The 25,831-nt window shown below is 67.0% G+C and carries 23 protein-coding genes; 10 read left to right on the top strand and 13 right to left on the bottom strand.

From position 1 onward, the window contains the following. Positions 1 to 51 precede the first annotated feature (51 nt). From G578_RS0113435 to glnA, 3 genes are all read left to right on the top strand, one after another. Positions 52 to 1,224, top strand: a complete 1,173-nt coding sequence (locus G578_RS0113435; RefSeq protein ID WP_028794677.1) for a pyridoxal phosphate-dependent aminotransferase — start codon at positions 52 to 54, stop codon at positions 1,222 to 1,224. A 232-nt stretch (positions 1,225 to 1,456) separates the two neighbouring features. Further along, positions 1,457 to 1,795 carry a P-II family nitrogen regulator gene (locus tag G578_RS0113430; RefSeq protein WP_028794676.1) on the top strand — a complete coding sequence of 113 codons (339 nt, stop codon included), beginning with the start codon at positions 1,457 to 1,459 and terminating at the stop codon, positions 1,793 to 1,795. 107 nt (positions 1,796 to 1,902) lie between these two features. After that, positions 1,903 to 3,315: a type I glutamate--ammonia ligase gene (gene glnA / locus G578_RS0113425; RefSeq protein ID WP_028794675.1), complete on the top strand. Its 1,413-nt coding sequence runs from the start codon at positions 1,903 to 1,905 to the stop codon at positions 3,313 to 3,315. Positions 3,316 to 3,383: 68 nt separating this feature from the next. Here glnA and G578_RS0113420 read toward each other — a convergent pair whose 3' ends face one another. The 3 genes from G578_RS0113420 to G578_RS0113410 all read right to left on the bottom strand — a co-directional run bounded on the left by G578_RS0113420 (position 3,384) and on the right by G578_RS0113410 (position 5,636). Then, positions 3,384 to 3,767 (bottom strand): hypothetical protein, encoded by a 384-nt coding sequence (locus G578_RS0113420; RefSeq protein WP_028794674.1) that lies wholly within the window; start codon positions 3,765 to 3,767, stop codon positions 3,384 to 3,386. A gap of 92 nt (positions 3,768 to 3,859) precedes the next feature. Further along, on the bottom strand, positions 3,860 to 5,128 hold the full coding sequence (locus tag G578_RS26265; protein ID WP_051244774.1) for a mechanosensitive ion channel family protein: 1,269 nt from the start codon (positions 5,126 to 5,128) through the stop codon (positions 3,860 to 3,862). A gap of 103 nt (positions 5,129 to 5,231) precedes the next feature. Continuing rightward, on the bottom strand, positions 5,232 to 5,636 hold the full coding sequence (locus G578_RS0113410; protein ID WP_028794673.1) for an acyl-CoA thioesterase: 405 nt from the start codon (positions 5,634 to 5,636) through the stop codon (positions 5,232 to 5,234). Positions 5,637 to 5,741: 105 nt separating this feature from the next. Here G578_RS0113410 and parE point away from each other — a divergent pair, with 105 nt between their 5' ends. Next, complete coding sequence (parE, locus tag G578_RS0113405) at positions 5,742 to 7,754, top strand: DNA topoisomerase IV subunit B (protein ID WP_028794672.1); 2,013 nt, start codon at positions 5,742 to 5,744, stop codon at positions 7,752 to 7,754. An 87-nt stretch (positions 7,755 to 7,841) separates the two neighbouring features. Here parE and G578_RS26260 read toward each other — a convergent pair whose 3' ends face one another. Further along, positions 7,842 to 8,831: a DMT family transporter gene (locus G578_RS26260; protein WP_084618939.1), complete on the bottom strand. Its 990-nt coding sequence runs from the start codon at positions 8,829 to 8,831 to the stop codon at positions 7,842 to 7,844. A gap of 69 nt (positions 8,832 to 8,900) precedes the next feature. Between G578_RS26260 and G578_RS0113395 the strand changes: the two genes are divergently transcribed. After that, positions 8,901 to 9,806, top strand: coding sequence for a LysR substrate-binding domain-containing protein (locus tag G578_RS0113395; protein WP_028794671.1), 906 nt, complete (start codon positions 8,901 to 8,903; stop codon positions 9,804 to 9,806). Positions 9,807 to 9,833: 27 nt separating this feature from the next. Here the strand turns inward: G578_RS0113395 and G578_RS0113390 are convergent, their stop codons facing one another. Next, the gene (locus tag G578_RS0113390; RefSeq protein WP_028794670.1) at positions 9,834 to 11,267 is read right to left on the bottom strand and encodes an amidohydrolase; all 1,434 of its coding nucleotides are present in this window, start codon (positions 11,265 to 11,267) and stop codon (positions 9,834 to 9,836) included. A gap of 152 nt (positions 11,268 to 11,419) precedes the next feature. Beyond that, entirely contained in the window at positions 11,420 to 12,121 is a 702-nt protein-coding gene (locus tag G578_RS0113385; RefSeq protein WP_051244773.1) for an alpha/beta fold hydrolase, read from the bottom strand. Positions 12,122 to 12,242: 121 nt separating this feature from the next. On the opposite strand from G578_RS0113385, the gene G578_RS0113380 reads away from it, so the two are divergent. After that, a complete protein-coding gene (locus tag G578_RS0113380; protein WP_028794668.1) occupies positions 12,243 to 13,328 on the top strand; it encodes a mandelate racemase/muconate lactonizing enzyme family protein in 1,086 nt (361 codons plus the stop codon). A gap of 111 nt (positions 13,329 to 13,439) precedes the next feature. On the opposite strand, the gene hpxZ is transcribed toward G578_RS0113380, so the two are convergent. The 4 genes from hpxZ to G578_RS0113360 all read right to left on the bottom strand — a co-directional run bounded on the left by hpxZ (position 13,440) and on the right by G578_RS0113360 (position 16,274). Beyond that, complete coding sequence (hpxZ, locus tag G578_RS0113375; protein ID WP_028794667.1) at positions 13,440 to 13,856, bottom strand: oxalurate catabolism protein HpxZ; 417 nt, start codon at positions 13,854 to 13,856, stop codon at positions 13,440 to 13,442. Then, a complete protein-coding gene (locus G578_RS0113370; protein WP_028794666.1) occupies positions 13,853 to 15,025 on the bottom strand; it encodes an amidase in 1,173 nt (390 codons plus the stop codon). The genes hpxZ and G578_RS0113370 overlap by 4 nt, the downstream gene beginning before the upstream one ends. A gap of 109 nt (positions 15,026 to 15,134) precedes the next feature. After that, positions 15,135 to 15,536: a GFA family protein gene (locus G578_RS26255; protein WP_038014131.1), complete on the bottom strand. Its 402-nt coding sequence runs from the start codon at positions 15,534 to 15,536 to the stop codon at positions 15,135 to 15,137. 60 nt (positions 15,537 to 15,596) lie between these two features. Next, positions 15,597 to 16,274, bottom strand: a complete 678-nt coding sequence (locus G578_RS0113360; protein ID WP_028794665.1) for a glutathione S-transferase family protein — start codon at positions 16,272 to 16,274, stop codon at positions 15,597 to 15,599. A 263-nt stretch (positions 16,275 to 16,537) separates the two neighbouring features. On the opposite strand from G578_RS0113360, the gene G578_RS0113355 reads away from it, so the two are divergent. After that, positions 16,538 to 16,855 carry an NIPSNAP family protein gene (locus G578_RS0113355; protein ID WP_028794664.1) on the top strand — a complete coding sequence of 106 codons (318 nt, stop codon included), beginning with the start codon at positions 16,538 to 16,540 and terminating at the stop codon, positions 16,853 to 16,855. On the opposite strand, the gene G578_RS0113350 is transcribed toward G578_RS0113355, so the two are convergent. Together G578_RS0113350 and G578_RS0113345 are read right to left on the bottom strand one after the other, a co-directional pair. Further along, positions 16,803 to 17,906: a metal-dependent hydrolase gene (locus G578_RS0113350; RefSeq protein WP_028794663.1), complete on the bottom strand. Its 1,104-nt coding sequence runs from the start codon at positions 17,904 to 17,906 to the stop codon at positions 16,803 to 16,805. The genes G578_RS0113355 and G578_RS0113350 overlap by 53 nt on opposite strands. Before the next feature lie 89 nt (positions 17,907 to 17,995). After that, on the bottom strand, positions 17,996 to 19,288 hold the full coding sequence (locus G578_RS0113345) for an aspartate aminotransferase family protein (RefSeq protein WP_038015009.1): 1,293 nt from the start codon (positions 19,286 to 19,288) through the stop codon (positions 17,996 to 17,998). A gap of 175 nt (positions 19,289 to 19,463) precedes the next feature. On the opposite strand from G578_RS0113345, the gene G578_RS0113340 reads away from it, so the two are divergent. Further along, the gene (locus tag G578_RS0113340) at positions 19,464 to 20,369 is read left to right on the top strand and encodes a DMT family transporter (protein ID WP_028794661.1); all 906 of its coding nucleotides are present in this window, start codon (positions 19,464 to 19,466) and stop codon (positions 20,367 to 20,369) included. A gap of 110 nt (positions 20,370 to 20,479) precedes the next feature. Then, a complete protein-coding gene (locus G578_RS0113335; RefSeq protein ID WP_028794660.1) occupies positions 20,480 to 22,252 on the top strand; it encodes a putative bifunctional diguanylate cyclase/phosphodiesterase in 1,773 nt (590 codons plus the stop codon). A 6-nt stretch (positions 22,253 to 22,258) separates the two neighbouring features. On the opposite strand, the gene G578_RS0113330 is transcribed toward G578_RS0113335, so the two are convergent. Then, entirely contained in the window at positions 22,259 to 23,191 is a 933-nt protein-coding gene (locus G578_RS0113330; RefSeq protein ID WP_084618870.1) for a LysR family transcriptional regulator, read from the bottom strand. Between the two features lie 599 nt (positions 23,192 to 23,790). Here G578_RS0113330 and G578_RS0113325 point away from each other — a divergent pair. Then, on the top strand, positions 23,791 to 25,827 hold the full coding sequence (locus tag G578_RS0113325) for an NADH:flavin oxidoreductase (protein WP_028794658.1): 2,037 nt from the start codon (positions 23,791 to 23,793) through the stop codon (positions 25,825 to 25,827). Positions 25,828 to 25,831: the final 4 nt, after the last annotated feature.

Below are 25,831 nucleotides of genomic sequence, written 5' to 3'. Positions count from 1 at the left end.
GAGCGTCGCCAGAACGCACCTGAGACCTGAACGATTTCGAGGAACCGCCCGATGCCCGCCATGCTCGCAGACCGGATGTCCGTTCTCGGCACCGAGACCGCCTTCGAAGTACTCGCCCGCGCCAACGCGCTTGCCGCCTCCGGCAAGGACATCATCAATCTCGGCATCGGCCAGCCGGACTTCAAAACGCCCGAGCACATCGTCGAGGCGGGCATCAAGGCGCTGCGCGACGGCCATCACGGCTACACGCCGGCCGCCGGCATCCCGCAGCTGCGCGAGGCCGTGGCCCGCGACCTCAACACCCGCCACGGCGTGACCGTCGATCCGGACACGGTCATGATCATGCCCGGCGGCAAGCCGACCATGTTCTTCGCCTGCCTGATCTTCGGCCAGCCCGGCACCGAGATCCTGTATCCGAACCCCGGCTTCCCGATCTATGAGAGCTCGGTGAAGTTCTCCGGCGCGAAGCCGGTGCCCTACCGGCTGTCGGAGGAGACCGGCTTCGCCTTCTCCGCCGACGAGATGCTGTCGAAGATCACCGAGCAGACCCGGCTGATCATCCTCAACTCCCCCGCCAACCCGACCGGCGGGGCGGTGCCGAAGGAGGAGATCGACAAGCTGGTGGCCGGCCTGCAGAAGTGGCCGAACGTCTACCTGCTGTCGGACGAGATCTACAGCCAGATGCTGTATGACGGCCGCGAGCATGTCAGTCTGCTGACCTATCCGGAGATCGCCGAGCGGGTGATCCTGCTGGACGGCTGGTCGAAGACCTACGCCATGACCGGCTGGCGCCTCGGCTTCTCGGTCTGGCCGAAAGAGATCTTCGGGCATGCGGAGAAACTGGCGGTTAACTGCCACAGCTGCGTCAACGCACCGACCCAGTTCGCCGGCCTCGCCGCCCTGGACGGGCCGCAGGACGCGGTGACCGACATGGTGAAGGCGTTCGACGAGCGCCGCCGCGTCATCGTCGGCGAGCTGAACCAGATTCCGGGCTTCCGCTGCGTCGAGCCGGGCGGCGCCTTCTACGCCTTTCCCAATATCGAGGGGACCGGCATGGGCGCCAAGGCGCTGCAGACCAGGCTGCTGGAAGACGCCGGGGTGGCGGTGATCGCCGGCACCAGTTTCGGCGCCTATGGCGAGGGCTATCTGAGGTTCTCCTACGCCAATTCCACCGAGAACATCCGCGAGGCGATCCGGCGCATCAAGCAGATGCTGGCGGGCTGACGATCCACGCCGAAAGGCCATTTGCTCAAGATACGGGCTAATGTTGACTGACTTTTATGCGAATGGCGAAAATTCAGGCACACTACGCTTGTAGCTCCCGCAGAGATCCAGGCCGAAGGCTTGGAAATCAAGGCTCTAACCAAGGTGCGAGGATTGGCACACACCGTGCTAACCACCACGTAGCCCCGCCAATCGGCGGGGCATTCGCACGCAACCCCGAAGGCACGGACCCATGAAGAAGGTCGAGGCGATCATCAAACCGTTCAAACTCGACGAGGTTAAGGAAGCGCTCCATGAGATCGGGATCCAAGGGATCACCGTGACCGAGGCGAAGGGATTTGGACGGCAGAAGGGTCACACCGAGCTGTATCGCGGCGCCGAGTACGTCGTGGACTTTCTGCCCAAGGTGAAGGTGGAGATCGTGATGGAGGATGGCCAGGTCGAACGCGCGGTCGAAGCCATCCAGAGCGCGGCCCACACCGGACGGATCGGGGACGGCAAGATCTTCGTCTCGACCGTCGATGAAATTGTTCGTATTCGTACGGGCGAAACCGGCACGGACGCGATCTGACGGACCCCAAAGGTCCGACCCGCCGGTCCATCAGGCCGGCATATCGAGAGGGAGTGTAGCCCCCACGGAAATTTCCGGGGCGCTACGGCAACGTTAGGAAGGAAACCATGTCTGACGACGTGAAGAACGTTATGAAGATGATCGAGGAGCACGACGTCAAATACGTCGATCTCCGCTTCACGGACCCGCGCGGCGCGGTCCAGCACGTCACCCAGCACGTGCGCACGATCGATGAGGAGAGCCTGGTCGAAGGCTTCATGTTCGACGGCTCGTCCATTGCCGGCTGGAAGGCGATCAACGAGTCCGACATGGGCCTGAAGCCGGACCTCGCCACCGCGGTGATGGATCCGTTCTTCGCGCAGCCGACCCTGGCCATCACCTGCGACATCGTCGAGCCGTCGACCGGTCAGCCGTACGAGCGCGACCCGCGGTCGACCGCCAAGGCCGCCGTCAAGTACATGGACAGCCTCGGCATCGGCGACACCGCGTTCTTCGGTCCGGAAGCCGAGTTCTTCCTGTTCGACGACGTGAAGATCGAAGTCAGCATGAACAAGGGCTACTACGAGGTCGACAACGAGGAAGGCCCGTACAACTCCTCGCGCGAGTACGAGGAAGGCAACCTGGCGCACCGTCCGGGCGTCAAGGGCGGCTACTTCCCGGTCCCGCCGGTCGACAGCGGCCAGGACATCCGCTCCGAGATGCTGTCCGTCATGGACGAGATGGGTGTGAAGGTCGAGAAGCACCACCACGAGGTGGCGCCGTCCCAGCATGAGCTGGGCATGGAGTTCGGCACGCTGATCCAGACCGCCGATCACCTGCAGATCTACAAGTACGTGGTGAAGCAGGTCGCCGCCGCCTACGGCAAGACCGCGACGTTCATGCCGAAGCCGATCACCGGCGACAACGGCTCGGGCATGCACGTGCACCAGTCGATCTGGAAGGAAGGCAAGCCGATGTTCGCGGGTTCGGGTTATGCCGACCTGTCCGACATGGCGCTGTACTACATCGGCGGCGTGATCAAGCACGCCCGTGCGATCAACGCCTTCACCAACTCGACGACCAACAGCTACAAGCGCCTGATCCCGGGCTTCGAGGCTCCGGTGCTGCTGGCCTACTCGTCGCGTAACCGCTCGGCGTCCTGCCGTATCCCGCACGTGAACAGCCCGAAGGGCAAGCGCGTCGAGGTCCGGTTCCCGGATCCGGCCGGCAACCCGTATCTCGGCTTCGCCGCGATGCTGATGGCCGGTCTGGACGGTATCCAGAACAAGATCCATCCGGGCGACCCGATGGACAAGAACCTGTACGACCTGCCGCCGGAAGAGCTGTCGGACATTCCGACCGTCTGCGGCTCGCTGCGTGAGGCGCTGGAGAACCTGGACAAGGACCGCGCGTTCCTGACCCAGGGCGGCGTGTTCACCGACGACCAGATCGACGGCTATATCGAGCTGAAGATGGAAGAGGTGTACCGCTTCGAGCACACCCCGCATCCGGTCGAGTTCGACATGTACTACTCGAACTGATCCTTCGCGGATTGGAACAGGCGCGGGCCGTCCTTCGGGGCGGCCCGTTCGCTTTTGCGGTCCGGCCCTCAGCGCGGCAGGACCACCCTCACCTCCGCCCCGCCATACAGATGCACGCTGTCATGGGCCCTCAGGGTGACGGCCTCCACACCGGCCGGAATGGCGACGCCGCCGAGGCTCCGGGTGAAGGGCTGCTCCTCGACATGGGGATGATGCAGCGTGCGGGTGGCAAGCACCGTACCGTCGGGCGCGACCACGTCCCAGCGGTCGGCGTAATGATCCCAGCCGGTATCGGCATGGCGCACGGTGACATCGAAGGACCAGGTCTCGCCGCTGCGGCGGATCTCGACACCGACCACATCCGCCTCACCCGCCAGCGCCTCCCCCGCCAAGGCGGACGCGCAGAGAACCGACAGCACGGCGAGCGACAGGCGAAAGACGGACCGGGTCATCGCGACCTCCCGAACGGACAGGGTGTTGGCAGGATGCGCATCCCCGACCCGCCGGTCGATAAACGGATGCGTGAGCGCGCCGCGGGACCGGGCTACTCGCCCTCCTCCTCGCCGCCGTCGCCGCGCTCGTCATCGGTCGTGCCCGGCCGGGGCTTCCTGCGGGCGGACACGTCTCCTCCGGGCGGCGCATAGGTCTCCGGCGTGTCGCGGTCGCCGTTCTGGTCGGCGCCCGTCCCTGAATCGTCGTCCGGCACGGTCTCGACATAGATCGAACGGCTCGGGAAGGCGAAACCGGCGTCGGCTCCCTCCACCACCTGCTTGATGTGGTAGGCGAAGCGCTCGCGGATCTCCAGCCACTCGCCCCAATCGGTGGTCTTGGTGAAGCAGTAGACCAGGATCTCGATGGCGCTGTCGGAGAAGTCGTTGACCCGCACGAACAGGCTGCCCCCGTCCGGCTGGACGAATTCCTCGTTGCCGATGAGATAGGCCTCGATGCCGTCGCGGATCTCGCGGAGCTGGTCGATGGACGTGCGGTATTCCACCGCGATGCTCCAGTAGATCCGCCGCTCGGTCATGCGGGAGTAGTTGGTCAGCGCGTTGTCGGACAGCTTGGTGTTCGGCACATAGACCGGCGACAGGTCGAACCGCCGCACCGAGGTGGAGCGGAAGCCGATCTCCATGACCGTGCCCTCGATCACGCCGTCGACCTCGATCCAGTCGCCGTTCTCGAACCGCCGCTCGGCCAGGATCAGGATGCCGGCGATCAGGTTCTTGAACAGGTCCTGGGCCCCCAGGGCGACCGCCACGCCGACCAGGCCGAGCCCGGCCAGCAGGCCGACCACGTTGACGCCCCAGACCTCCAGCACCGCCGTGCCGCCGAGGAACAGCAGCACCACCTTGGCCGACTTCGCCAGCCAGTCCACCAGGGGGCCGCCGAGCCGCAGCCGCAGCCCGGTGCTGAGCTGAACGAACGGGTCGACGGCGCGGTACAGCGCCCAGAACAGCATCACCACCAGAAGCGAGCGCGCCAGATTGCCCATCGTCCAGCGCAGGACCGTGTCCGCTTCCAGGTACTGGTGGGCGATCAGGGCGGCGATGATCGCCGGCAGCAGGCGCAGCGGCGTCTTCACGGCGTTCAGCAGGCGCCGGTAATGCACGGCCCTGCCGTCGTCGTCGGCGACGGTGACCACGGTCCTGGAAATGATCCGCGCCAGGAGGCTCGGCAGGATCAGGCAGGCGATCAGAACCGCCGTGCCGGCGGCGACCAGCCCGGTGTTGATGCCGAAGATCTCGCCCTGCCAAAGCTGCGCGGAGTCCGCCCATAAGGCGCGGAGTGCGGACTCGATATCGTCGAAAGTCATGCGAACGCGGGCCGTCGGATCAGGTGTGTCTGGTGACCAGCCGCCCCCTTGTCCCGGCGCCCGGTGTCAAGACAACGCGCGGCGTCCCCTGTGGTTCCGCCGATCACCCGGCGGCTCGGTCGAGCGGACGCTTCTTGCCGGTGTCGTCGATCGCCACGTAGGTGAAGCGCCCCTCGGTTACCAGCAGCCGCTCCTCGCGTTCCTGGAACCAGCGGATCTTCCAGGCCTCGATCGCCACGGTGATGGAGGTCCGGCCGACCTTCTCGATATCGCCGTAGCAGCACAGCACGTCGCCGACGCCGACCGGCCGGATGAAGGTCATCGCTTCGATGCCGACCGTCGCCACCCGGCCATGCGCCCGGTGCGCGGCCGCCAGTCCGCCGGCGATGTCCATCTGGCTCAGCACCCAGCCGCCGAAGATGTCGCCGTTCGGGTTTGTGTCGGCCGGCATGGCAATGGTACGGATCTGCATCTCGCCGCGCGGCTGGCGGCCCGTTTCGGTTTCCATCAGGCTTCCCCTCACGGTGTGAACCGCACTATATCTTGCGCTCGCCCTGTGGGCGGCTACACGATAGACTAACGCGTCCTCGTCCAACTCGCACTGTCGGATCCCATGTCAGACCTGTTCGCAAGCAACGCCGCGGCCGACACTTCGGGCTACTCCGCCAAGGACATCGAGGTCCTGGAGGGGCTGGAGCCGGTACGCCGGCGCCCCGGCATGTATATCGGCGGCACGGACGAGCGCGCCCTGCACCATCTTGTCGCCGAGGTGCTGGACAACTCCATGGACGAGGCCGTGGCCGGCTTCGCCTCGCGGATCGAGATCGAGCTCTCCGCCGATCAGACCGTCACCATCCGCGACAACGGCCGCGGCATTCCGGTCGACCCGCATCCGCGCTTCCCGGACAAGTCGGCGCTGGAGGTGATTCTCACCACCCTGCATGCCGGTGGCAAGTTCTCCGACAAGGTCTACGCCACGGCCGGCGGCCTGCACGGCGTCGGCATCTCGGTGGTCAACGCCCTGTCCGACCGTCTGGAGGTGGAGGTCGCCCGCGACAAGCGGCTCTACGCCCAGCATTTCTCGCGCGGCCTGCCCCAGGGCAAGCTTGAGACGATCGGCGCCGCCCCGAACCGGCGCGGTACGACCGTGCGCTTCCATCCCGACGCGGAGATCTTCGGCACGGCGCTGAAGTTCCGCCCGGCGACCCTGTTCCGCATGGCGCGCTCCAAGGCCTATCTCTTCAAGGGGGTCGAGATCCGCTGGAAATGCGATCCCGACATGCTGCGCGAGGGCGACGCCACGCCGGCGGAAGCCACCCTGCACTATCCCGGCGGCCTCGCCGACTTCCTGGCCAGCGCCATGGAGGGCCGCCGCACCGTGGCGACCCAGCCCTTCACCGGAGACGTGGAATCGCCCGGCGAACAGGGCCGCGTGGAATGGGCGGTCACTTGGCCGGACGACCAGGACGACGGGTTCCTGCACGCCTATTGCAACACCATCCCCACCCCGATGGGCGGCACCCACGAGGCCGGCCTGCGCACCGCCCTGGCGCGCGGCATCAAGGCCTATGGCGAGCTGGTGAACAACAAGAAGGCGGCGCAGATCACCGCCGAAGACATCATGGCCGGCGCCTGCGTCATGCTCAGCGTGTTCATCCGCGAGCCGTCCTTCCAGGGCCAGACCAAGGACAAGCTGGCCAGCCCGCACGCCACCAAGCTGGTGGATCAGGCGGTGAAGGACCATTTCGACCACTGGCTCTCCGGCGATCCGGAAACCGCCAACCGGCTGCTGGAACACCTGATCGAGCGCGCCGAGGACCGGCTGCGCCGCCGCCAGCAGAAGGAGGTCAGCCGCAAGACCGCCACCCGCAAGCTGCGCCTGCCCGGCAAGCTGGCCGACTGCTCGCGCTCCGACAACGAGGGCACCGAGATCTTCCTGGTCGAGGGCGACAGCGCCGGCGGCTCCGCCAAGCAGGCCCGCAACCGGGCGACCCAGGCGGTACTGCCCCTGCGCGGCAAGATCCTGAACGTGGCCAGCGCCTCGGTGGAGAAGCTGCGGGCCAACCAGGAACTCAGCGACCTGCTGCTCGCACTCGGCTGCGGCTCGGGCTCGTCCTACAAGCAGGACGCGCTGCGCTACGAGAAGGTCATCATCATGACCGACGCCGACGTGGACGGTGCCCACATCGCCTCGCTGCTGATGACGTTCTTCTACCGCGAGATGCCGCGCCTGATCTCCGACGGCCACCTGTACCTCGCCATGCCGCCGCTCTACCGGTTGGTGCAGGGCGGCAAGACCGTCTATGCCCGCGACGACGCCCACCGCGAAGAGCTGATGAAGACCGACTTCAACGCCCGCGGCAAGGTCGAGATCAGCCGCTTCAAGGGCCTGGGCGAGATGCCCCCGAAGCAGCTCAAGGAAACCACCATGGACCCGACCACCCGCCAGCTCCTGCGGGTGAAGATCCCGCCGAGCGGCGGCCCGGAGCTGGTGGTCGAGCCGGAACTGGAAAGCGAGACCGAGCGCACCCGCGAGATGGTCGAGACCCTCATGGGCAAGAAGGCCGAACGCCGCTTCGACTTCATCCAGGCGAACGCCAAGTTCGTGCTGGAGGTCGATGTCTGAGGCCGGCGCATAGCCGACGGGCAGGGAACATCCAATGAGAGTGGCTCGATCCTGATTTGCATCAGGATGACGGGTGGGGCGCAACATTCAATTTTCGACGTCATCCTGACGCACGTCAGGATCTACGCGTGCATTCTCAGCGCGGTCCTGCGGCAGGCTCGCCAGCACCGCCGACCCGCCGATCAGCGCAACGCCGAGACTGGCGGTGACGCTCGGAGCCTCGCCGAAGAAGGCGACCGCCCAAACCGTCGCGAACAGCAGGTAGCCGTTGTCGAACACGCCGACCACAGGCGCGGGTGCTAGCTGGTAGGCCTTGGCGACGGCGCTGGCGATGATCGCCATGAACAGGCCGAGCAACCCGATCAGCGCCCAGTCATCCGGGCGCAGATCCGGCCAGACCGAGAGCAGGTACGGATGCTCTCCCGTCGCCGGCCGCAACAGAGCAAGCGCCGCCACGGTGCCCGCCCCCGCCAGTCCCAGACAAAAATTCAGGTTCAGCGCCATGCCGAGCGGCTCCTCTGTCCGGCACCAGCGCCAGGTGATCACTCCGGCCAGGGCATAGAGGAAGGCCGCCAGTAAGGGCAGCAGGGCGGCGGGCGACACATTCCCCGCATCCGGCCGCAGCACCAGCAGCACGCCGACAAACCCGACGGCCACCGCCGCCCGGCGCCTCGGGCTCACCCGTTCGCGCAGCAGCACCCGCGACAGCACCGCCATCCAGAGCGGCGAGGTGTAGAAAGCCGCCGCCGCCAGGGAGAAGGTCAGGCTCGGCAGCGAGGCGTAATACGCCGCCCACATGCCGGTCAGGCACAGGCTGCGGAGCCACACCGCCCGGCCCCAGCGCCACCGGCGCGCCGGGCGCGGTACGGCAAGGCGGATCAGCCCTGCGATCAGGCCGGCCGCGAGGACTGAGCGCAGGAGGAAGAGCTGACCCAGCGCCAGTCGATCGCTCGCCAGCTTCACCAGAGCGTCGGACAGCGAGAGCAGGAAGACGGCGGCCAGGATCGCCAGCGCACCGCGGACGGTCGGGCGCAGGGTCGGGCAGCCAGCGGAGCATAGACGAAGGATCTGTTCCATGCGGTTGTTGAAACCGCTGCCGCGCGCGAGCAAAAATGACTAAGGCGCCACATTTAGAAACCCACAGTTATGCGTTCTATCGCCCGCCATCTGCCGCCGCTCGCCACCCTGCGCTGCTTCGAGGCCGCCGCGCGCCATGAAAGCTTCACCCTGGCGGCGGACGAGCTCGGTCTGACCCAGGCGGCGGTCAGCAAACAGGTCCGACAGCTTGAGCAGGATCTCGGGGCCGCGCTGTTCGAACGGCGCAACCGGGCCGTGTTCCTGACAGAGGACGGACGGCGCCTCGGCCGCACGGTCAGCGCCGCCCTGGGCGACATCGCCGCCGAAGCGACCCGCATTCGCGGCCGGCCGGAAGCGGGGGAAGCCATCCTGCTCTGCCAGCTCTGCGAGGCGTTCTACTGGCTGATGCCCCGGCTCTCCCGCTTTCACGAACGCCACCCGGAGATCGGCCTGCGGGTGGTCTCCACCCTGCAGCCGATGACCGAAGCGACCCAGCCCTATGACGTGGCCCTGCAGACCGCCTCGCGCCCCGCCGGTTCGGCCGCGCTCGCCTTCACCGCCGGCGACGAGATCTTCCCGGTCTGCGCGCCGTCGCTCCTCGCCGGCCGCGCCCTGCCGCTTACCCCGGAGGACCTGGCCGGGTACCCGCTGCTCGCCCACAGCGTGGCGCCGCAGGCCTGGATGGAGTGGGACGACTGGTTTGCCGCAATCGGCAGTCAACAGCGGGCCGGGTCCCGCCTGCGGAGCTTCGACAGTTTTCCGCTGGTGCTCCAGGCCGCCGTCGCCGGCCAGGGCATGGCGCTCGGCTGGCGGCGGACGGTGGACGGGATGCTGAGCGAGGGCAAGCTGCTCCGTCCCTGCCGGGAGAGCGTCGTGCGACCGGCGGAGATCGCCGTCTATACCGGCCCCGCAAACGCGAAACGCCCGGAAACCCGGGCGCTTCTGAACTGGCTGGCGGAGGAGCTGCGGGACTGAGCCACCGCCCCTCCGCCGATACCGAAGTTACTCGGCCGCGGCCGAGGGGCGCGGCTGCAGCGGCGGCTGCACGTCGGTCGGGATCGGGCAGGTATAGGGCTGCTTGGTCAGCCGGGCCTGGTGGTCCTTCTTGGCGCGGGCCAGCAGCACCTCGTCGGTGAACAGCTTGCGGGCCAGCGCGCCCATGGCCGCTCCGGCATAGGTCATGCCCTTATGGGCGGCCGGCGCCTTGCCCTGGGCCGTGATCTGCCAGGAATGGCCCGGCGTGCCGATGGCGTGGGTCGCGACCCGGGCCTGCACCGTCGGCACCGCCCAGGACACGTCGGCCACGTCGGTCGAGCCCATCATGCCGTCGCCCTTGAGGTCGCGCGGCACCACGTAGTCGCAGAGCGGCTCGTTCTCGCGCGGCTCGACACCGAAGCGGCGGGCGCTGGCCAGGATGTCGCCCTCGCTCAGGGTCGCCTGGATCTCGGCGGCGTATTTCCGGTCGGCATCATCGAACGCCACCCCGCCGAGGCCGTCCATGACGTCCTGCAGCGCCTCCTCAAGCGGCGTGTTGCCGAGCAGGTTGGAGACGGCGGAGATCACCTGCGGCTGCACGCTCGTCTCGGTCATCAGCGCGGCACCCTCGGCCACCTTCTTGACCCGCTCGATCAACGCCATCATCCCCGGCAGATCGGTGGCGCGCACGGTGTAGCGGATCTTGGCGCGGCCCTGGACAACGTTCGGCGCGGTGCCGCCGGCATCCAGATAGGCGTAGTGGATACGCGCCGAGCTCGGCATGTGCTCGCGCATGTACTGGATGCCGACATTCATCAGCTCGCAGGCGTCGAGCGCGCTGCGGCCCAGATGCGGGGCGGCGGCGGCATGGCTGGAGCGGCCGGTGAAGGTGAAGTCGATGCGGGTGTTGGCCAGGCTCTGGGCGTCGTCGACCTTGGTGTGGGTCGCCGGGTGCCAGGTGATGGCGGCGTCCACATCGTCGAACGCACCATCGCGCACCATGAACGCCTTGGCGGCGCCACCCTCCTCGGCCGGACAGCCGTAATAGCGCACGCGGCCCGGGGTGCCGGTCTCGGCCAGCCAGTCCTTCAGCGCGCAGGCGGCCAGCAGGGCGGCGGAACCCAGCAGGTTGTGGCCGCAGCCATGGCCGGCCCCACCTGCGGTGAGCGGCTTCGGCTCGGCGATGTTGGCGACCTGGCTGAGGCCCGGCAGCGCGTCGTATTCGCCGAGGATGGCGATCACCGGACCGCCCTCGCCCGCCTCGCCCATCACGGCGGTCGGGATGCCGGCGACCTCCTCGGTGACGGTGAAGCCCTTGGCCTTCAGCACGGCGGTGTGCTGGGCGCATGACTCGTACTCGGCATAGAGGGTTTCGGGCATGCCCCACACCGTGTCGGACAGCTCGATCAGGTCCGGCATGTGGGTGTCGATATGGGTGAGGATCGGCTCGACGTTCTTCATCACGGAATCCATCAGGTTGGAGCGGCCGGCGCGAAGGCCCCAGGTTGGCTGCGGCGGGCCGGTCGAAAAATCGGTCCTTCAGGATATACCGGTCCGGGCAGACACCCGAAAGACGGAGAAATCGACAGGGTCCGTCCCGGGTGCGGAACCGATCAGGCCTGCAGCCAGTCGCGCAGGGCTTCGCCGCATGCGTCCGGCTTCTCCAGGGCCGGCAGGTGGCCGCAGGTCTCCACGATGCGCAGATCCGCATGGGGGATCGCCGCCGCCATCTCCTCGCTGAGATCCACGGGGGTGAGCTGGTCGTCGCGTCCGCACATCACCAGGGTCGGCACCGTCACGCCGGCCAGGAGCTCCCGGCTGTCGTCCCGGCTCAGGATCGCCTTCTGCTGGCGGATGAAGCCGTCCTTGCCGATGCGCGCGGCCATGTCGAAGATCGGCCGGGTCACGCTCTCGTCGTCCAGCCGGCTCTTGTGCACCAGCATCGGCAGCAGGCGCGGCGTCACGCCCTTGAACTTCCCCTTGTCGGCCAGCTCAATCAGGCCGGTGCGCCGGCGGCGCTGGTCGTCGGAATCCTGGCGGGCCGAGGTGTCGAGCAGGGCCAGCCGCTCGATACGCCCCGGTGCCTGGCGCAGGATCTCCAGGGCGACGTAGCCGCCCATGGACAGGCCGGCGACGGCCAGCTCGCCCTCGGTCTCGGCCAGCACCTGGGCGGCGATGTCGCGGATATCCTCATGGGCCGTGGTGTCCGGGATCACGATGCGGTCGACCAAATCGTCGAGCATCGGGACCTGTCTGGCCCACAGCTCGGCGTCGTTCAGCAGGCCGGGGATCAGCACGAGGGTTTCTGCGGGCACGGGCGCTCCAATACTGAGGTTACCGGGGCGGGGTTGCCGGTTGGCGGGTCGCGGACGGATGATCGGGGCCGAAGGGCGTGACCAAACGCTTACAAGCAATGATCCCGGGGGGAAACCGACAATGGCCATCGACCGCATCCGATCCGACCACTACCGCATCCCGCTGCCCGTGGTGCTGTCGGACTCCACCCATAAGGAGATCACACATTTCGAGCTGATCGCCACCCGGATCGGCACGACCGACGGGGCCGAGGGGCTCGGCTATACCTATACGGTCGGCTATGGCGGCGGCTCGGTGCATTCCCTGCTGACCCGCGACCTGCCCGACCTGCTGCTCGGCGCCGAAGAGACCCGGATCGAGGCGCTGTGGAAGGAGATGTGGTGGCGCCTGCACTGGGTCGGGCGCGGCGGGTCGGCCGCCTTCGCCATGGCGGCGGTGGACGTGGCGCTGTGGGACCTCATGGGCAAGCGCGCCGGCCTGCCCTTGTGGCGCCTGCTCGGCGGGGCCGATCCCACCGTGCCGGTCTATGCCGGCGGCATCGACCTGTTCTTCACCCTGGACGCCCTGCTGGAACAGACCAGCGGCAACCTGGATGCCGGGTTCGAGGCGATCAAGATGAAGGTCGGCCGCAAGAAGCTCAGCGAGGATGTGGAGCGGGTCGCCGCCATGCGGGACTACCTGGGCGACGGCTTCGCGCTGATGGCCGACGCCAATATGGGCTGGGACCGGCCGCGCGCCATCGCCGCGGCCCGGGCGCTGGCGCCGTACGATCTGGTGTGGCTGGAGGAGCCGCTGGAGCCGGAGGATGTCGCCGGCTACGCCGAGGTCGCGCGGATCGGCACGCCGGTCGCCGCCGGGGAGAATTTCCACAACCTGCAGGAATTCTCCCAGCTCATCGCCGCCGGCGGGGTGCACTACGTCGAGCCGGACCTGGCCTGCCTGGGCGGCATCACCGCCTGGATGAAGGCCGCCCGCATGGCCGAGGCGGCGCATCTGCCGGTCACCTCCCACGGGGTGCACGATCTGCATGTGCACCTGATGGCCGCCGTGCCCAACGCCTCCTATCTGGAGAGACACGGCTTCGGGCTGGAGCGGTTCATGGAGAACCCGCTGCTCATCGAAAAGGGCCGCGCCGTCGCCCCGGAACGGCCGGGACACGGCGTGACCCTGAATTTCGACGCGCTGGAGGAATACAGGGTTACCTGAATTTGTTGACTTGAAGTCGGTCCAGCCCGCTCCCCCAGCCGGCCACCCACGTAAGTATCCTGATGGGTGGCCGGGTGGGGGAGCGGGCTGGCGATGCTCTTGGCTACAGACTTACCAGAGCGACTTCTCCTCCTGGGTGGAGACATGGGCGGCGACGACCTTCCAGCCGACGTCCGGGAACTTCACGAAGGTCTGGCTCTGCCGGCCGGTGCGGCCGTTCGGCATGCGGAATTCGAGGTTGGTGGTGGCGAAGTCGGTGCCGATGGTGGTGATCACCAGCTTCAGGCGCTCCATCTTGATGTTGATCCCGGCCGGACGGCGCACCCGGTGGGCATGGATCTCGTCGAAGCCGTAGCCGTTCTCGTGCATCGCATAGCGGATCGTGTGGGGCGAGTTCCAGAAGGTGTTGTCCAGAACATCCACATCCTTGGTCGCCAGGGCCGCCTCGTAGCGCTCGAAGATCTCGGTGATCTCGGCCACGACCTCGGGGAGGTTCACGCGGCGGTCGGGCGGGGGAACGTCGGTCATCGATGGCTCTCCAGGGCTCGGGCAACGGCGATCAGGGTGGCGTCGGTGCCGGGGCCGCCGACGATCGACAGGCCGATGGGCAGGCCGTCCACCGTTGCCCCTGGAATAGACACCTGCGGCCGTCCCGCCAACCCGCCGAACGCGCAGAGGCAGGTGATCTGCTCGCGCAGCGGCGTCTGCTGGGAGATCGAGAGGCCGGTGGGCGGGGCCGGAAACGGCGTGGTCGGCAGGCACAGGATCGTGCCGGCGGGCAGCAGGGATTTCAGCCGTCCCCGCGCCTCCCGGCGCATCTGGTTGGCCCAGCCGAGCTCGGTCTCGGTCACCGCCGCGCCCTGCATCAGCCCGCGGGCAACGCCGAAGGCCATGCGGGGGTTGGTGTCGAGCCAGGGCTTGAAGGTCTCATAGGCCTCGCGCGGCTGGATCGTGCGCTGGGCGCGGGCCCAGACCGACAGGCCCTGGGGCGCGAGCAGCACGTCCTCGCGGGCGCCGATCAGTTCGGCCAGCCGATCGACCAGCGGCGCCAGGGCTTCGGCGACCGCGTCCTCGGCGAAGGCGAAGGTGTCGGTGGTGACCAGCAGCCGGGTCGGCAGATCGGTCGGGATCGCCTCGCCCAGCAGATGGCCGGAGACCTTTGCGAAGGTGGCGGCGTCGCGGGCGAACCAGCCGGTCGTGTCGGAGGTCGGTGCCTGAGGCAACATGCCGTCCACCGGCAGGCGGCCATGGGTCGGGCGGATGCCGTAGAGCCCGCAGAAGCTGGAGGGCACGCGCACAGAGCCGCCGGTATCGGTGCCCAGCGCCGTGTCGCACAGCCCGGCGGCCACGGCGGCGGCGGACCCGGAGGACGACCCGCCCGGCACCCGGCCCGGCGCGTTGACGTTGACGGGGGTGCCGTCGAAGGCGCTCTCGCCCAGGATGCCGAGGGAGACCTCGTCGGTGATGGTCTTGCCGACCAGGGTGGCGCCGCCGTCGAGCAGCCGCTGCACCGCCCAGGCGTTGCGGGTGGGGACGGCGCGTCCGGTCGGCCAGTCGTGGTTGCCGCCGCCGGTCGGATATCCCGCCACGTCGAACAGATCCTTGGCGGCGAAGGTCAGGCCCGTGAGCGGACCCTCGGCCGCCCCTTCCACGCGGATATCCGTGCCGGGCACGAAGGCGCCGATGCTGTCTGTCATGCCACTCCCCTCCAGGCTGGAAAATCGCTCAAAAGTACCGGATTGGAGATTCAAGCGGGACTGTAAAAATGCTCTTCAACCGATTGAAGAAAAGCATATATTTTCCCGTCTACTGACGAGCACGCGGGAACCGCTGTGTGATCACGGACGTATCGACCCAGGCGTGCCGGCCGTCCTCATAGACCGACCGGTTGGGCAGCGCGCCGTCCGGCTCGTCGAAGCAGCCGGTGGCGATGCCCAGCCGGTCGAGATCGGGGCCGGCCAACCAGTACACCGTCGTGCCGCAGGACGGGCAGAAGAAGTTCCGCAACCGGTTGCCGCTGTCGGTTCCGCGTTCGTAGGCCTTCGGGTTGCCGGCGATCTCGACCTGATCGGGCGTGTAGTAATTGCCGACGCCGAACGGCGCGCCGGTGCGACGTTGGCAGTCCTTGCAGTGGCACATCACCGTGGCGCTGGGCGCGCCGGTGATGGTCAGAACGATCTCGCCGCAGGCGCAGCGGGCTTTCGCCATGGCATCCTCCTATGCCGTCCGGTCAGGGAGGCCGGGTGCCGACCTCCCCTCCCCGATAGTCTAGCGGTGGGTGCCCGGGAACATCGAGCGGAAGCTCTCGTCGTCCATCTCGGTCTTGAAGGCGTGGCGTTCCTTGATCGCCTCGGCCCGCTTGGCCGCATCGGTGGCGCTGATCCGCGCGACCAGGCCGGTCACGTTCGGATACTTGGCCGCCGCTTCCTCTCCGAGCACGAACTTGGCCATGCGGCCCCAGCCCCACAGGGCCATGTCGACGATGGTGTAGGTGTCGCCGACCATCCACTCCTTGCCCTCGAGGTGGTCGTTCAGGATGCCGTAGTGCCGGTTCGCCTCGAAGTCGTAGCGCTTGATCGCGTACTCGATCTTCTCCGGCGCGTGGTTGCCGAAATGCACCTTCTGCCCCGAATACGGGCCGAGGCCGGTGGCGACGAACATCAGCCATGAGATCAGCTCGCCGCGGTTCTTGTCGCCGGCCGGCGGCAGGAACTTGCCGGTCTTCTCCGCCAGATAGAGCAGGATGCCGTTGCTGTCGAAGACGGTGACGTCGCCGTCGACGATGACCGGCACCTTGGCGTTCGGGTTCAGCGCCTTGAATTCCGGCAGGTGCTGCTGGCCCTTGCGGGTGTCCACCGGGATCGCCTCGTAGTCGAGGCCGGATTCCTCCAGGAACAGCGCCACCTTCATCGGGTTCGGGGCCAGGCTGTAATAGAACTTGAGCATGCGTTGCCTCCGCTGGACACGCGGCTCCGCCCCCGGCGGTCGCGCGTGCCTGTGAATGACTGGACCGGCGCGAGTGTGCCGGCGCGGCGAACACTACCGCAACGGGCGCCGTCGGCCAGTCATCTGCCACGGCGCGGAACGAATGAAGCCCTTGAAACACAGGATCGTGATGGGACGCCGGCCGCTCACCCAGCCGCTCTCTTGCCGCCGCCCGTCCCCGTCGGCCACGATCGCCTGCATAACCAAACGGGAGGAACCGGGTCATGGATCTGTACGAGCTGCGCACCTACAAGATCGTCGTCGGCAAACTGCAGGAGGTCCTGAAACTCTACGAGACCGAGGGCTGGCCGGCGCTCGACCCGCACAAGGACAAGCTGGTCGGCTATTTCGTCGGCGATGTCGGCGGCATGAACGAGCTCATCCATGTCTGGAAGTACACCGACGACGCCGACCGCCGGGCCCATTGGGCGGCGGTCTATGCCAACGAGAAGTTCATGGCTTTCGCCGCCAAGCTGCGGCCGAACCTGATCAGCCAGGAGAACAAGCTGATGGTCGGGGCGCCATGGGGCCCGCGACCCTGACCGCGCTCTCCCCGGTGTAGAGATCGTCCTCCTCGGCCGGGCGCACCGCACGCTCGCCGAGGATTCCGGTCCACAGCCAGTCGATGTCCCGGTCGGCGGCGCCGCGTTCCGTCGACAGACGTACCGGAACGATCTCCGACAATGCGTCCCCGTCGCGCTCGGCCACCGCGAACTGGAAGACATAGTTCGGGGTGACGCCCATGCGCAGGTCGGACACCAGAATCCGGCCGTCGGCCTCCCAGACCTTGAAGAAGCCCTTGGAGAAGGCCGCCAGCTCCGCCGCCTTCGGCAGATCCTCGATACAGGACAGGAGGGTCTCGCCGCGCGGATGAGCGTAGGCAGTCACCGTCTCCTGGGTGCCGAGCAGCGGGATATAAAGGTTGAGATAGCGGTCGCCGTCGATGGCGATCACCCGCCAGAACAGGGTGTTGAACGGCATCGGCGTCGCCCAGGTGCGATCCGGCTCGATGCCGAGATCGGCCAGCACCAGATCGCCGCGCTTCTCCGCCACCTGCTGGGCGATGGCGCTCCAGCCGAGATAGGCGGTGGAGACGATCAGCGCGACGCTGACCACCCGGGCGATCCGCAGCGTCCAGGACCGCACGCACAGCGCCCAGACGAAGGCGACGATCAGCGGGATCGTGTAGAGCGGGTCGATGATGAACATGGAGCCCAGCCCCAGGGGCTCGGGCATCACCGGCCAGAAGATCCGCGTGCCATAGATCGTCATCGCATCGAGCAGCGCGTGGGTCGCCAGACACAGATAGACCGCAAGATACGTGGCACCCCGATGCTCGCGCAGACCGCGCATCACCCGGACCAGCGGCTCGGCGAAGATCGGGGTGACCAGTGCCTGGACGATCAGCGAATGGGAGGGGCCGCGATGCTGGACGAAATCCGTCACCGGATCGCCCAGCGGAATGAACACGTCGAGATCCGGGACCGTGCCCAGCACCGCGCCGATGATGGCGGCCTTGCGGGCGCCGGCATGGGGGCCGATGACGGCGGCGGCGACGCCGGCGCCAAGCACCATCTGAGTTACTGAATCCACGTCCCTGCCCCGGTCGGTTCACTCGCAATCGGGACGATATGGGCCGCGGCGGGCGGATAGCCAGCGTTACCTGACCATCCGCCGCAGCCTCACGCCGCCTTGCGCAGCCCCTCGGCGGCGGTGGCGATGGCGTCGATGGTCAGGGCCACGTCGGCCTCGGTATGACACAGGCCGATATAGTACTTGCTGTCCGGCTTCAGGATTCCGCACTCGCGCATGATCCCGTTGAACCGCTTCGCCATGGCGGCATTGCCGGCGAACATGCCGCGATAGTCGTGCACCTCGCGGTCGGTGAAGACCACGTCGAACAGCGGCGGCACGCCCACCACCTTGGCGGCGATCCCCGCCCGACCCAGATGCTCCTCCAGGGCGGCCATGATGGTGCGGCCGGTGGCGAACATCTTGGTATAGGCGTCGTCGCGCTTCAGGATCTCCATGGTCTTCAGCCCCGCCACCGAGGCGACCGGATTGCCGCTGAGCGTGCCGATCTGGAAGGTGAAGCCCTCCTCGCCCACCTGGCTCTTGTCGAAATGGGCCATGATCTCGTCGTTGCCGGCGATCGCCGCGAGCGGATAACCGCCGCCGATCACCTTGCCCAGGGTGCAGAGGTCCGGGGTGATGCCGTAGTATTCCTGCGCCCCGCCGTAGGCGAAGCGGAAGCCGGTCACCACCTCGTCGAAGATCAGCGGCACGTTGTGCTTCCTGGTCGCTTCGCGCAGTGCCTCCAGGAACCCCGGCTTCGGCGGCAGCAGGCGCTGGAACGGCTCGACGATCACCCCGCCCAACTCGGAGGCGTATTCGGCGATCATCTGCACCGCCAGGTCGGTGTCGTTATACGGGGCGACGATCACGTCGTCGCGCACGCCTTTGGGGATGCCGGCGCTGTCCGGCACCGCCTGGGGGAAGTTGGCGAGCGTCTTCGGCGCCAGGCTCATCAGCCCGAAATCGCTCATGCCGTGATAGCCGCCCTCGAACTTCAGGATCTTCTCGCGCTTGGAATGAGCACGGGCGAGCCGCATGGCGTACATGTCGGCTTCCGAGCCGGAGCTGACGAAACGCACCTTGTCGGCGCAGGGAACGGCGCGGCAGATCTCCTCGGCCAAGACGATGCCCGGCTCGCTGTCGGCGAAGAACGTGCTGCCCAGCGGAAGCTGCGCCGTCACCGCCTCGACCACTTCGGGATGGGCATGGCCGATGACCATCGGGCCGGAGCCCAGCAGGTAATCCACATACTCGTTGCCGCTGACGTCCCAAACCCGGGAGCCCTCGCCGCGCGCGATCACGATGTCCGGCGTGAAATTGCCGAACCCGCCGGCCGGCAGCACCGTCCGCGCCCGCTCCATGAGATCCTTTTCCGCCTGACTCTTCGTCACGCCGCTCATCGCCGCCTCCATCCGTCTGACCTATTGGGTTTGACGTATCATTCTCCCAACACAGGCTCGCTGCATACCCGCAAACCGCCTTTGCTCGCACCGTCAGGCGATGGACTTACGCGTCGCTCCACGCCCATGCTGACGGACCGCGGCGGCAGACCCGCGGAGGGGGAGATGCGCGTCGATGGAACTCTGGATACCGATCACGATCTTCGCGGCGTTCATGCAGAACGCCCGCTCGGTGTTGCAGAAGCATCTCAAGGGCCGGCTGACGACCCTCGGCGCGTCCTATGTCCGCTTCCTCTACGCCATGCCCTTCGCGCTGATCTATGCGGGGGCGGTGCATGAGATCGGCGGCTATCCCTGGCCGACCGTGCATGCGGAGTTCATGATCTACTGCCTGCTCGGCGGGATCTCGCAGATCCTGTTCACCGCCGTCCTGCTCTGGCTGTTCCAGTTCCGCAACTTCGCCGTCGGCACCACCTACTCCAAGACCGAGACGGTGCAGGTCGCCCTGCTGGGCTGGCTGGTCATCGGCGACGAACTCGGCCTGGTGCCGCTGATCGCCATCGTCGTGTCGGCGGTCGGGGTGATGGCCCTGTCGGTCGGCCAGACCAAGGTCTCCGTCGGCCGGCTGTTCACCGGGCTGATCGAGAAGCCGACCCTGATCGGCCTGCTTTGCGGTGCCCTGCTCGGCTCGTCGGTGGTGTTCTTCCGCAAGGCCGCGCTGACCCTCGATTACGACGGCTTCGTCATGGCCGCCGCCTACACCCTGGCGGTGTCGGTGGTGATGCAGACGGTGATCATGGGCGTCTATCTGGCGATCTACGAACGCCGCACCCTGGTGGACGTTCTGGTTCATTGGAAATGGTCGCTGGCGGTGGGCGTCTGCGGCGTGCTCGGATCGATCGGCTGGTTCACCGCTTTCACCCTGCAAAACGCTGCCTATGTGCGCGCACTCGGCCAGATCGAACTGGTCTTCACCTTCATCGCCTCGGTCTTCATCTTCCGCGAAACCACCAACCGCGCCGAAATCGTCGGGATCGTCCTTGTTGTCGCCGGCATCGTCCTTCTGGTCCTGGGTCGTTAACCCGGATTAAAGCCCCCGTCTTCACAGTCCATTAACGAGACCCGTGCTCTTTTCGGCATCGCGGGGGGCGAAGCTGATTGTGGGATGCGGTGCCCGAGGATGGTTCAGGAATGCGCATGACGTCTGAAGGCAGCAAGGGCAACGGGGGACCACAGCGTCCCACGCGGCTTTCCGCTGTCGAGGACAAGCTGTCGCGGGCGCTGGAGACGATCGAGGCGCAGCGCCGCCAGTTGTCCACCGTCTTCAACGCCGTCAACGACGCGATCGTCGTGGTCGACGAACGCGGAATCATCGAGACGGTCAACGACGCGACCTGCAAAATGTTCGGCCGCCCAAGCTTCGAGCTGGTCCACCATTCGGTGAATAAGCTCATGCCGGAATCGGTGGCGATCAATCACGACCATTATCTTCGGAGTTCCCGCCCGCATTCCAAATCCTCCTTCGGGCTTCCCCGCACCCTGGCGGCGCTGCACGCGAACGGGCGGCAGTTCCCGGTTTCGATCACGCTGTCCGAGATCCCGCGCTCCGTCGACGAGCCTCGCCGGTTCGTCGCCACCATCCGCGACATGACCCACGAACGGGCGCGCGAGGATCAGATCCGCTTCCTCGCCTTCCACGACGACGCCACCAAGCTGCCGAACCGGCACGGCATCCTGAGCTATCTGGAATCCTACTTCGCCGCCCCGATCCCGCCGCCGATGCTGTTCGTGCATATCTCGCTGAACAACACCAGCCAGCTCACCGCCTGTTTCGGCATCGAGGAGTTCGAACAGCTCGTCGTCGCCTTCTCACAGCGTCTGAAGCGGGTGTTCGGCACGGCGGTGCTCATCGGACGCGGCTTCGGCAATACCTTCCACGTGGTCATGCCGATCGAGGAGAGCGAGAGCCTGCAGGCCAAGCTGGTGTCCGTGGTGGCCGAGCCGATCGAGATCCAGGACATCGCCGTGGTCGTTGACGTCTGCGCCGGTACGGTATCCCTGCCCGACCAGGCCGCCGATCCCCGACAGGCGATGCATCGGGCCGCCGCGGCCCTGATGGAGGTCAAGTCGACGACCCCGAAGCCGGGTCTGCCGCGCATGCACGCCTACATGCCCAGCATCATCAACGAAATGAGCCGGCGCACCCGCCTGGTGCACAACATCAACCGGGCGATCGAAGACCGGGAATTCAGCGTCTATCTGCAGCCGAAGGTGGACATCACCGACGGCAGTTGGGTCGGTGCGGAGGCGCTTGCCCGCTGGACCCAGCCCGACGGATCGATGATCTCGCCGGGCGAATTCATTCCGCTCGCCGAACAGGCCGGGCTGGTGACCGCGCTGAACCGGCACATGCTGTCCCAGACCCTGCGCTCGCTGGCCGACAGCGACTGGTCCCGCACCGCCCCGCTTGCCGTCAACATCTCCGCCCAGGATCTCAGCAGCCAGAATTTCGACGAGGTGATCGCCCGCCTGCTGGAAGAGACCGGCGTGCCAGCCTCGGCCCTGGAACTGGAACTGACCGAACGCGACATGGCCCGGGGCAGCGACGCCATCCGCGCCACCATTGACCGGATCCGGGAACAGGGCGTGACCATCGCCATGGACGATTTCGGGACCGGCTATTCCTCGCTGGCGGCCCTGGTCGACCTGCCGGTGGACATTCTGAAGATCGACCGGCAGTTCCTGCGCCGGATCGAGGATCGCGAGAGCGACCGCCGGCTGCTGAAAACCCTCGTCACCCTGGTCCAGGACCTCGGCCGCACGATCGTGGTCGAAGGGGTGGAAACGGAAGGGCAGGCCGCCTTCCTGCAGCAGATGGGCGTGCGGTTCGCCCAGGGCTTTCTCTATGCCCGGCCCGCGCCGGCGATCGCGGTTCTGAACGACCCCAGCAGGCCGCGGAAATAGAACCGGCTATTCCGGTGCCGGCCGGAACCCGTGGCCGGTCCGCGAGCACCAGTTCGACAGCAGCGAGGCCACGGTCCGGATCGGGTTGCCCGGCTCGTTATCTTCGCTGCGGATGACGGCCGACCAGGACGACACCACACCGTCGTGGCTGATCCGGGCGGCCTTGATTCGGCCCGCCCGCACCGCCGTCTCCACCGCCCAGCCGGCGAGAACGCTGGTCCCCTGTCCGGCGGCGACCAGTTCGACGATCACCTCCGGCAGTTCGACGGTCACCGACCGGCTCTTCGCGCTGTCCCCGTTGCGCAGCATCTGACCGACCTCGCCGTCGGTCCCCGGCGTCTTGCTGTAGGTGATCAGATCCTCCGCCGCGAGTTCGGAGACCTCCACGTATTCCCGGCCGGCCAACTCGTGGCCAGGCGCCATGATGAACAACTGGTCGTCATCGAACAGCGGCACCGCCGTCGCCCCCGGGCGCGCGATCTCGCCGCTCATGATCGCCAGATCGACATGGCGGTTGGACAGACTCTGCAACGGCTCCCGGCTGGCGCCGGCCATGACCTGGATGTCGATATCGGGCGCCGCGCTCTGCAGGAAACTGAGAAAACCCGGCAGCCAGTGGTAGGAGCTGTAGGCCTCGATGGCGATACGCACCACATGGACCACGCCCCGGCTGGTCCGCCAGACGTCCTCCTCCGCCCGTTCCATATCCGCCAGCACCCGCTCGGCCACATGGGCCAGATGCTCCGCCGCCGGCGTCATCCGCAGGCGCTTGTGCAGCCGGGTGTACAGGGTGACGTCCAGGCGCCGTTCCGCCTCGCGGATCCGGTGCGACAGGGCCGACGGCGTCAAGCCGAGCTTCTCCGCCGCCTCGGTGACCCGACCGGTGTCGGCGATCGCCTGGATCATCTGAAGATGACGAATTTCAAGCCTTGGAGCCATGACGCGAGTGTATGCTGAACTACTTTCATTGAAAACGTCAAAACTACCGATATGCTTTCATGCATCCTCGTCTCAGGGTCGTTTTAACAACTTCTGATCGCGCGCGGTTCAATACCGCTAGTAAGGTCGAAGTTCCTGATCGCTCAGGCCCGATGGCCAGGGACCGTTGGATCTGACGGCCGAATGCCGATCCCACTTTCAACGTAGGGCTATCTGCCGACACGGCCGGATGCACGCCTGAGCCGCAACGTTCGAACACGCGCGATCTGGATTAATATTTTTTCATTCATACAGCGTATAATTTCCGGTTCAACCGAGAGCCCGGAAACCAAGTGAGCCTAGAATCTAACCGCTCAACGTATTGAATCGGCGGTGATCATGGGATGGCGCATGGCAGCCGCCGAGGTCGAACCCGACATCGCGTCGCATTCCCGCGGTTCAACTTGCCACTCCCCGGCGATCGGTCTGCGGTCAGGTCGCCGCGCCGCGCCAACCCTCGCATCGACAGGTGACAGAACCGTTTTCGCCGCCCGGCTTTTGGGACACCATGGACCCAGGCGCCGCCGAACGCCGCCGCGCCTTGCCGTCGAGGGGGAACGATGTCGACCGACCCGCTGCTGCAGCCCTACCAACTCAAGCACCTGACCCTGCGCAACCGGCTGATGTCGACGGCGCACGAGCCCTCCTATTCCGAGGACGGCATGCCGACCGAGCGCTACCGGCTGTATCACACGGAAAAGGCGAAGGGCGGCATCGCACTCACCATGACCGCCGGCTCCGCCGTGGTCAGCGCCGACAGCCCCGCCGCCTTCGGCAATCTCTACGCCTATAAGGACGAGATCGTGCCCTGGCTGCGCGAGATGAGCGATGCCTGTCACGAGCATGGCTCGGCCATCATGATGCAGATCACCCATCTGGGCCGGCGTACCAACTGGAACCATTCCGACTGGCTGCCGGTGCTCGCCCCCTCCCCGGTGCGCGAACCGGCCCACCGCGCCTTTCCCAAGGAGGCCGAGGACTGGGACCTCGACCGCATCGTGAAGGACTACGCCGACGCGGCGGAGCGCATGCGGGCCGGTGGGCTCGACGGTATCGAGATCGAGGCCTATGGCCATTTCCTGGACGGGTTCTGGTCGCCCGCCACCAATCAACGGACGGACGACTACAACGGCTCGCTGGACAACCGGCTGCGCTTCACCTGGCGGGTGCTCGACGCCATGCGCGACCGGGTCGGGCCCGACTTCCTGATCGGCCTGCGCATGGTCGCCGACGAGGATTGGGACAAGGGTCTCAGCCGCGAGGACGGGGTGGAGATCGCGCGCCGCCTGGCGACCTGCGGCAAGGTCGATTTCCTCAACCTGATCCGCGGCCATATCGACAGCGACGCGGCCCTGTCCGACGTAATCCCGATCCAGGGCGCCCCCTCGGCGCCGCATCTGGATTTCTGCGGTCAGATCCGGGAGGAGACGAAGTTTCCGATCTTCCACGCCGCCCGGATCAGCGACGTGGCCACGGCCCGCCACGCTATCGCCGAGGGCAAACTCGACATGGTCGGCATGACCCGGCCGCACATCGCCGACCCGCATATCGCCAACAAGGTCGCCGCCGGACGCGAGGCCGACATCCGTCCCTGCGTCGGCGCCACCTACTGTCTCGACCGGATCTACGAGGGGCACGAGGCCCTGTGCATCCATAACCCAGCAACGGGCCGCGAGCGGACTATCCCCCACGTCATCGCCCGCAGCGACGGTCCGGCGAAGAAGGTCGTGATCGTCGGCGCCGGCCCCGCCGGGCTGGAGGCGGCCCGGGTCGCCGGCGAGCGCGGCCACGACGTCGTGCTGTTCGAGGCCGCCGACAAGCCCGGCGGCCAGATCCGCCTCGCCGCCCGGGTACCGCGCCGCCGCGAGCTGATCGGCATCGTCGACTGGCGGGCCGAGCAATGCGTCCGCCTGGGCGTCGACATGCGCTTCAACACCTATGCCGAAGCCGGCGACGTTCTGGCGGAGAACCCCGACGTGGTGCTGATCGCCACCGGCGGCTTGCCGAATACCGAGATCGTCGAGGGCGCAGATCTGGTCGTCAGTTCCTGGGACATCCTGTCCGGCGACGTGAAGCCGGGCGAGCGGGTGCTGATCTACGACGACAACGCCGCCCACCAGGGCCTGTCCGCCGGGGAGGTCATCGTCCAGGCCGGCGCCCAGCTGGAGATCGTCACACCCGAGCGGTTCTTCGCCGTGGATATCGGCGGCCTGAACCACGTGGCCTATGCCCGCGCCTTCGACCGGGCCGGGGCGCGGATCACCATCAACAAGCGGGTGCTTGCCGTGCGCCGCGCCGGCAACTGCCTGATCGCGCAGATCGGCTCGGACTATTCGGAGCGGGTGGAGGAGCGCGAGGTCGATCAGGTCGTGGTCGAGCACGGCACCCTGCCCCTGGACGAGGTGTATGTCGCGCTGAAACCGGAGAGCCTCAACGGCGGCGAGATGGACTACGACGCCCTGATCGCCGGAAGGCTGCAGGAGGTGGTGCGAAACCCGCACGGCACCTATCAGCTCTTCCGTATCGGCGACGCGGTGGCCTCGCGCAACATCCACGCCGCGATCTACGACGCGATCCGGCTGGTGAAGGATTTCTGATCCT

Source organism: Thalassobaculum salexigens DSM 19539 (genome assembly GCF_000423805.1).
GTDB lineage: Bacteria > Pseudomonadota > Alphaproteobacteria > Thalassobaculales > Thalassobaculaceae > Thalassobaculum > Thalassobaculum litoreum.
This window is presented reverse-complemented; position numbering and strand designations above follow the sequence as displayed.

Bases quoted from the DNA above. Each gene is read 5' to 3' on its own strand.
- G578_RS0113435 (WP_028794677.1), top strand. From the start codon at position 52: ATGCCCGCCATGCTCGCAGACCGGATGTCCGTTCTCGGCACCGAGACC.
- G578_RS0113430 (WP_028794676.1), top strand. From the start codon at position 1,457: ATGAAGAAGGTCGAGGCGATCATCAAACCGTTCAAACTCGACGAGGTT.
- glnA (WP_028794675.1), top strand. From the start codon at position 1,903: ATGTCTGACGACGTGAAGAACGTTATGAAGATGATCGAGGAGCACGAC.
- G578_RS0113420 (WP_028794674.1), bottom strand. From the start codon at position 3,767: ATGACCCGGTCCGTCTTTCGCCTGTCGCTCGCCGTGCTGTCGGTTCTC.
- G578_RS26265 (WP_051244774.1), bottom strand. From the start codon at position 5,128: ATGACTTTCGACGATATCGAGTCCGCACTCCGCGCCTTATGGGCGGAC.
- G578_RS0113410 (WP_028794673.1), bottom strand. From the start codon at position 5,636: ATGGAAACCGAAACGGGCCGCCAGCCGCGCGGCGAGATGCAGATCCGT.
- parE (WP_028794672.1), top strand. From the start codon at position 5,742: ATGTCAGACCTGTTCGCAAGCAACGCCGCGGCCGACACTTCGGGCTAC.
- G578_RS26260 (WP_084618939.1), bottom strand. From the start codon at position 8,831: ATGGAACAGATCCTTCGTCTATGCTCCGCTGGCTGCCCGACCCTGCGC.
- G578_RS0113395 (WP_028794671.1), top strand. From the start codon at position 8,901: ATGCGTTCTATCGCCCGCCATCTGCCGCCGCTCGCCACCCTGCGCTGC.
- G578_RS0113390 (WP_028794670.1), bottom strand. From the start codon at position 11,267: ATGAAGAACGTCGAGCCGATCCTCACCCATATCGACACCCACATGCCG.
- G578_RS0113380 (WP_028794668.1), top strand. From the start codon at position 12,243: ATGGCCATCGACCGCATCCGATCCGACCACTACCGCATCCCGCTGCCC.
- hpxZ (WP_028794667.1), bottom strand. From the start codon at position 13,856: ATGACCGACGTTCCCCCGCCCGACCGCCGCGTGAACCTCCCCGAGGTC.
- G578_RS0113370 (WP_028794666.1), bottom strand. From the start codon at position 15,025: ATGACAGACAGCATCGGCGCCTTCGTGCCCGGCACGGATATCCGCGTG.
- G578_RS26255 (WP_038014131.1), bottom strand. From the start codon at position 15,536: ATGGCGAAAGCCCGCTGCGCCTGCGGCGAGATCGTTCTGACCATCACC.
- G578_RS0113360 (WP_028794665.1), bottom strand. From the start codon at position 16,274: ATGCTCAAGTTCTATTACAGCCTGGCCCCGAACCCGATGAAGGTGGCG.
- G578_RS0113355 (WP_028794664.1), top strand. From the start codon at position 16,538: ATGGATCTGTACGAGCTGCGCACCTACAAGATCGTCGTCGGCAAACTG.
- G578_RS0113345 (WP_038015009.1), bottom strand. From the start codon at position 19,288: ATGAGCGGCGTGACGAAGAGTCAGGCGGAAAAGGATCTCATGGAGCGG.
- G578_RS0113340 (WP_028794661.1), top strand. From the start codon at position 19,464: ATGGAACTCTGGATACCGATCACGATCTTCGCGGCGTTCATGCAGAAC.
- G578_RS0113335 (WP_028794660.1), top strand. From the start codon at position 20,480: ATGCGCATGACGTCTGAAGGCAGCAAGGGCAACGGGGGACCACAGCGT.
- G578_RS0113330 (WP_084618870.1), bottom strand. From the start codon at position 23,191: ATGGCTCCAAGGCTTGAAATTCGTCATCTTCAGATGATCCAGGCGATC.
- G578_RS0113325 (WP_028794658.1), top strand. From the start codon at position 23,791: ATGTCGACCGACCCGCTGCTGCAGCCCTACCAACTCAAGCACCTGACC.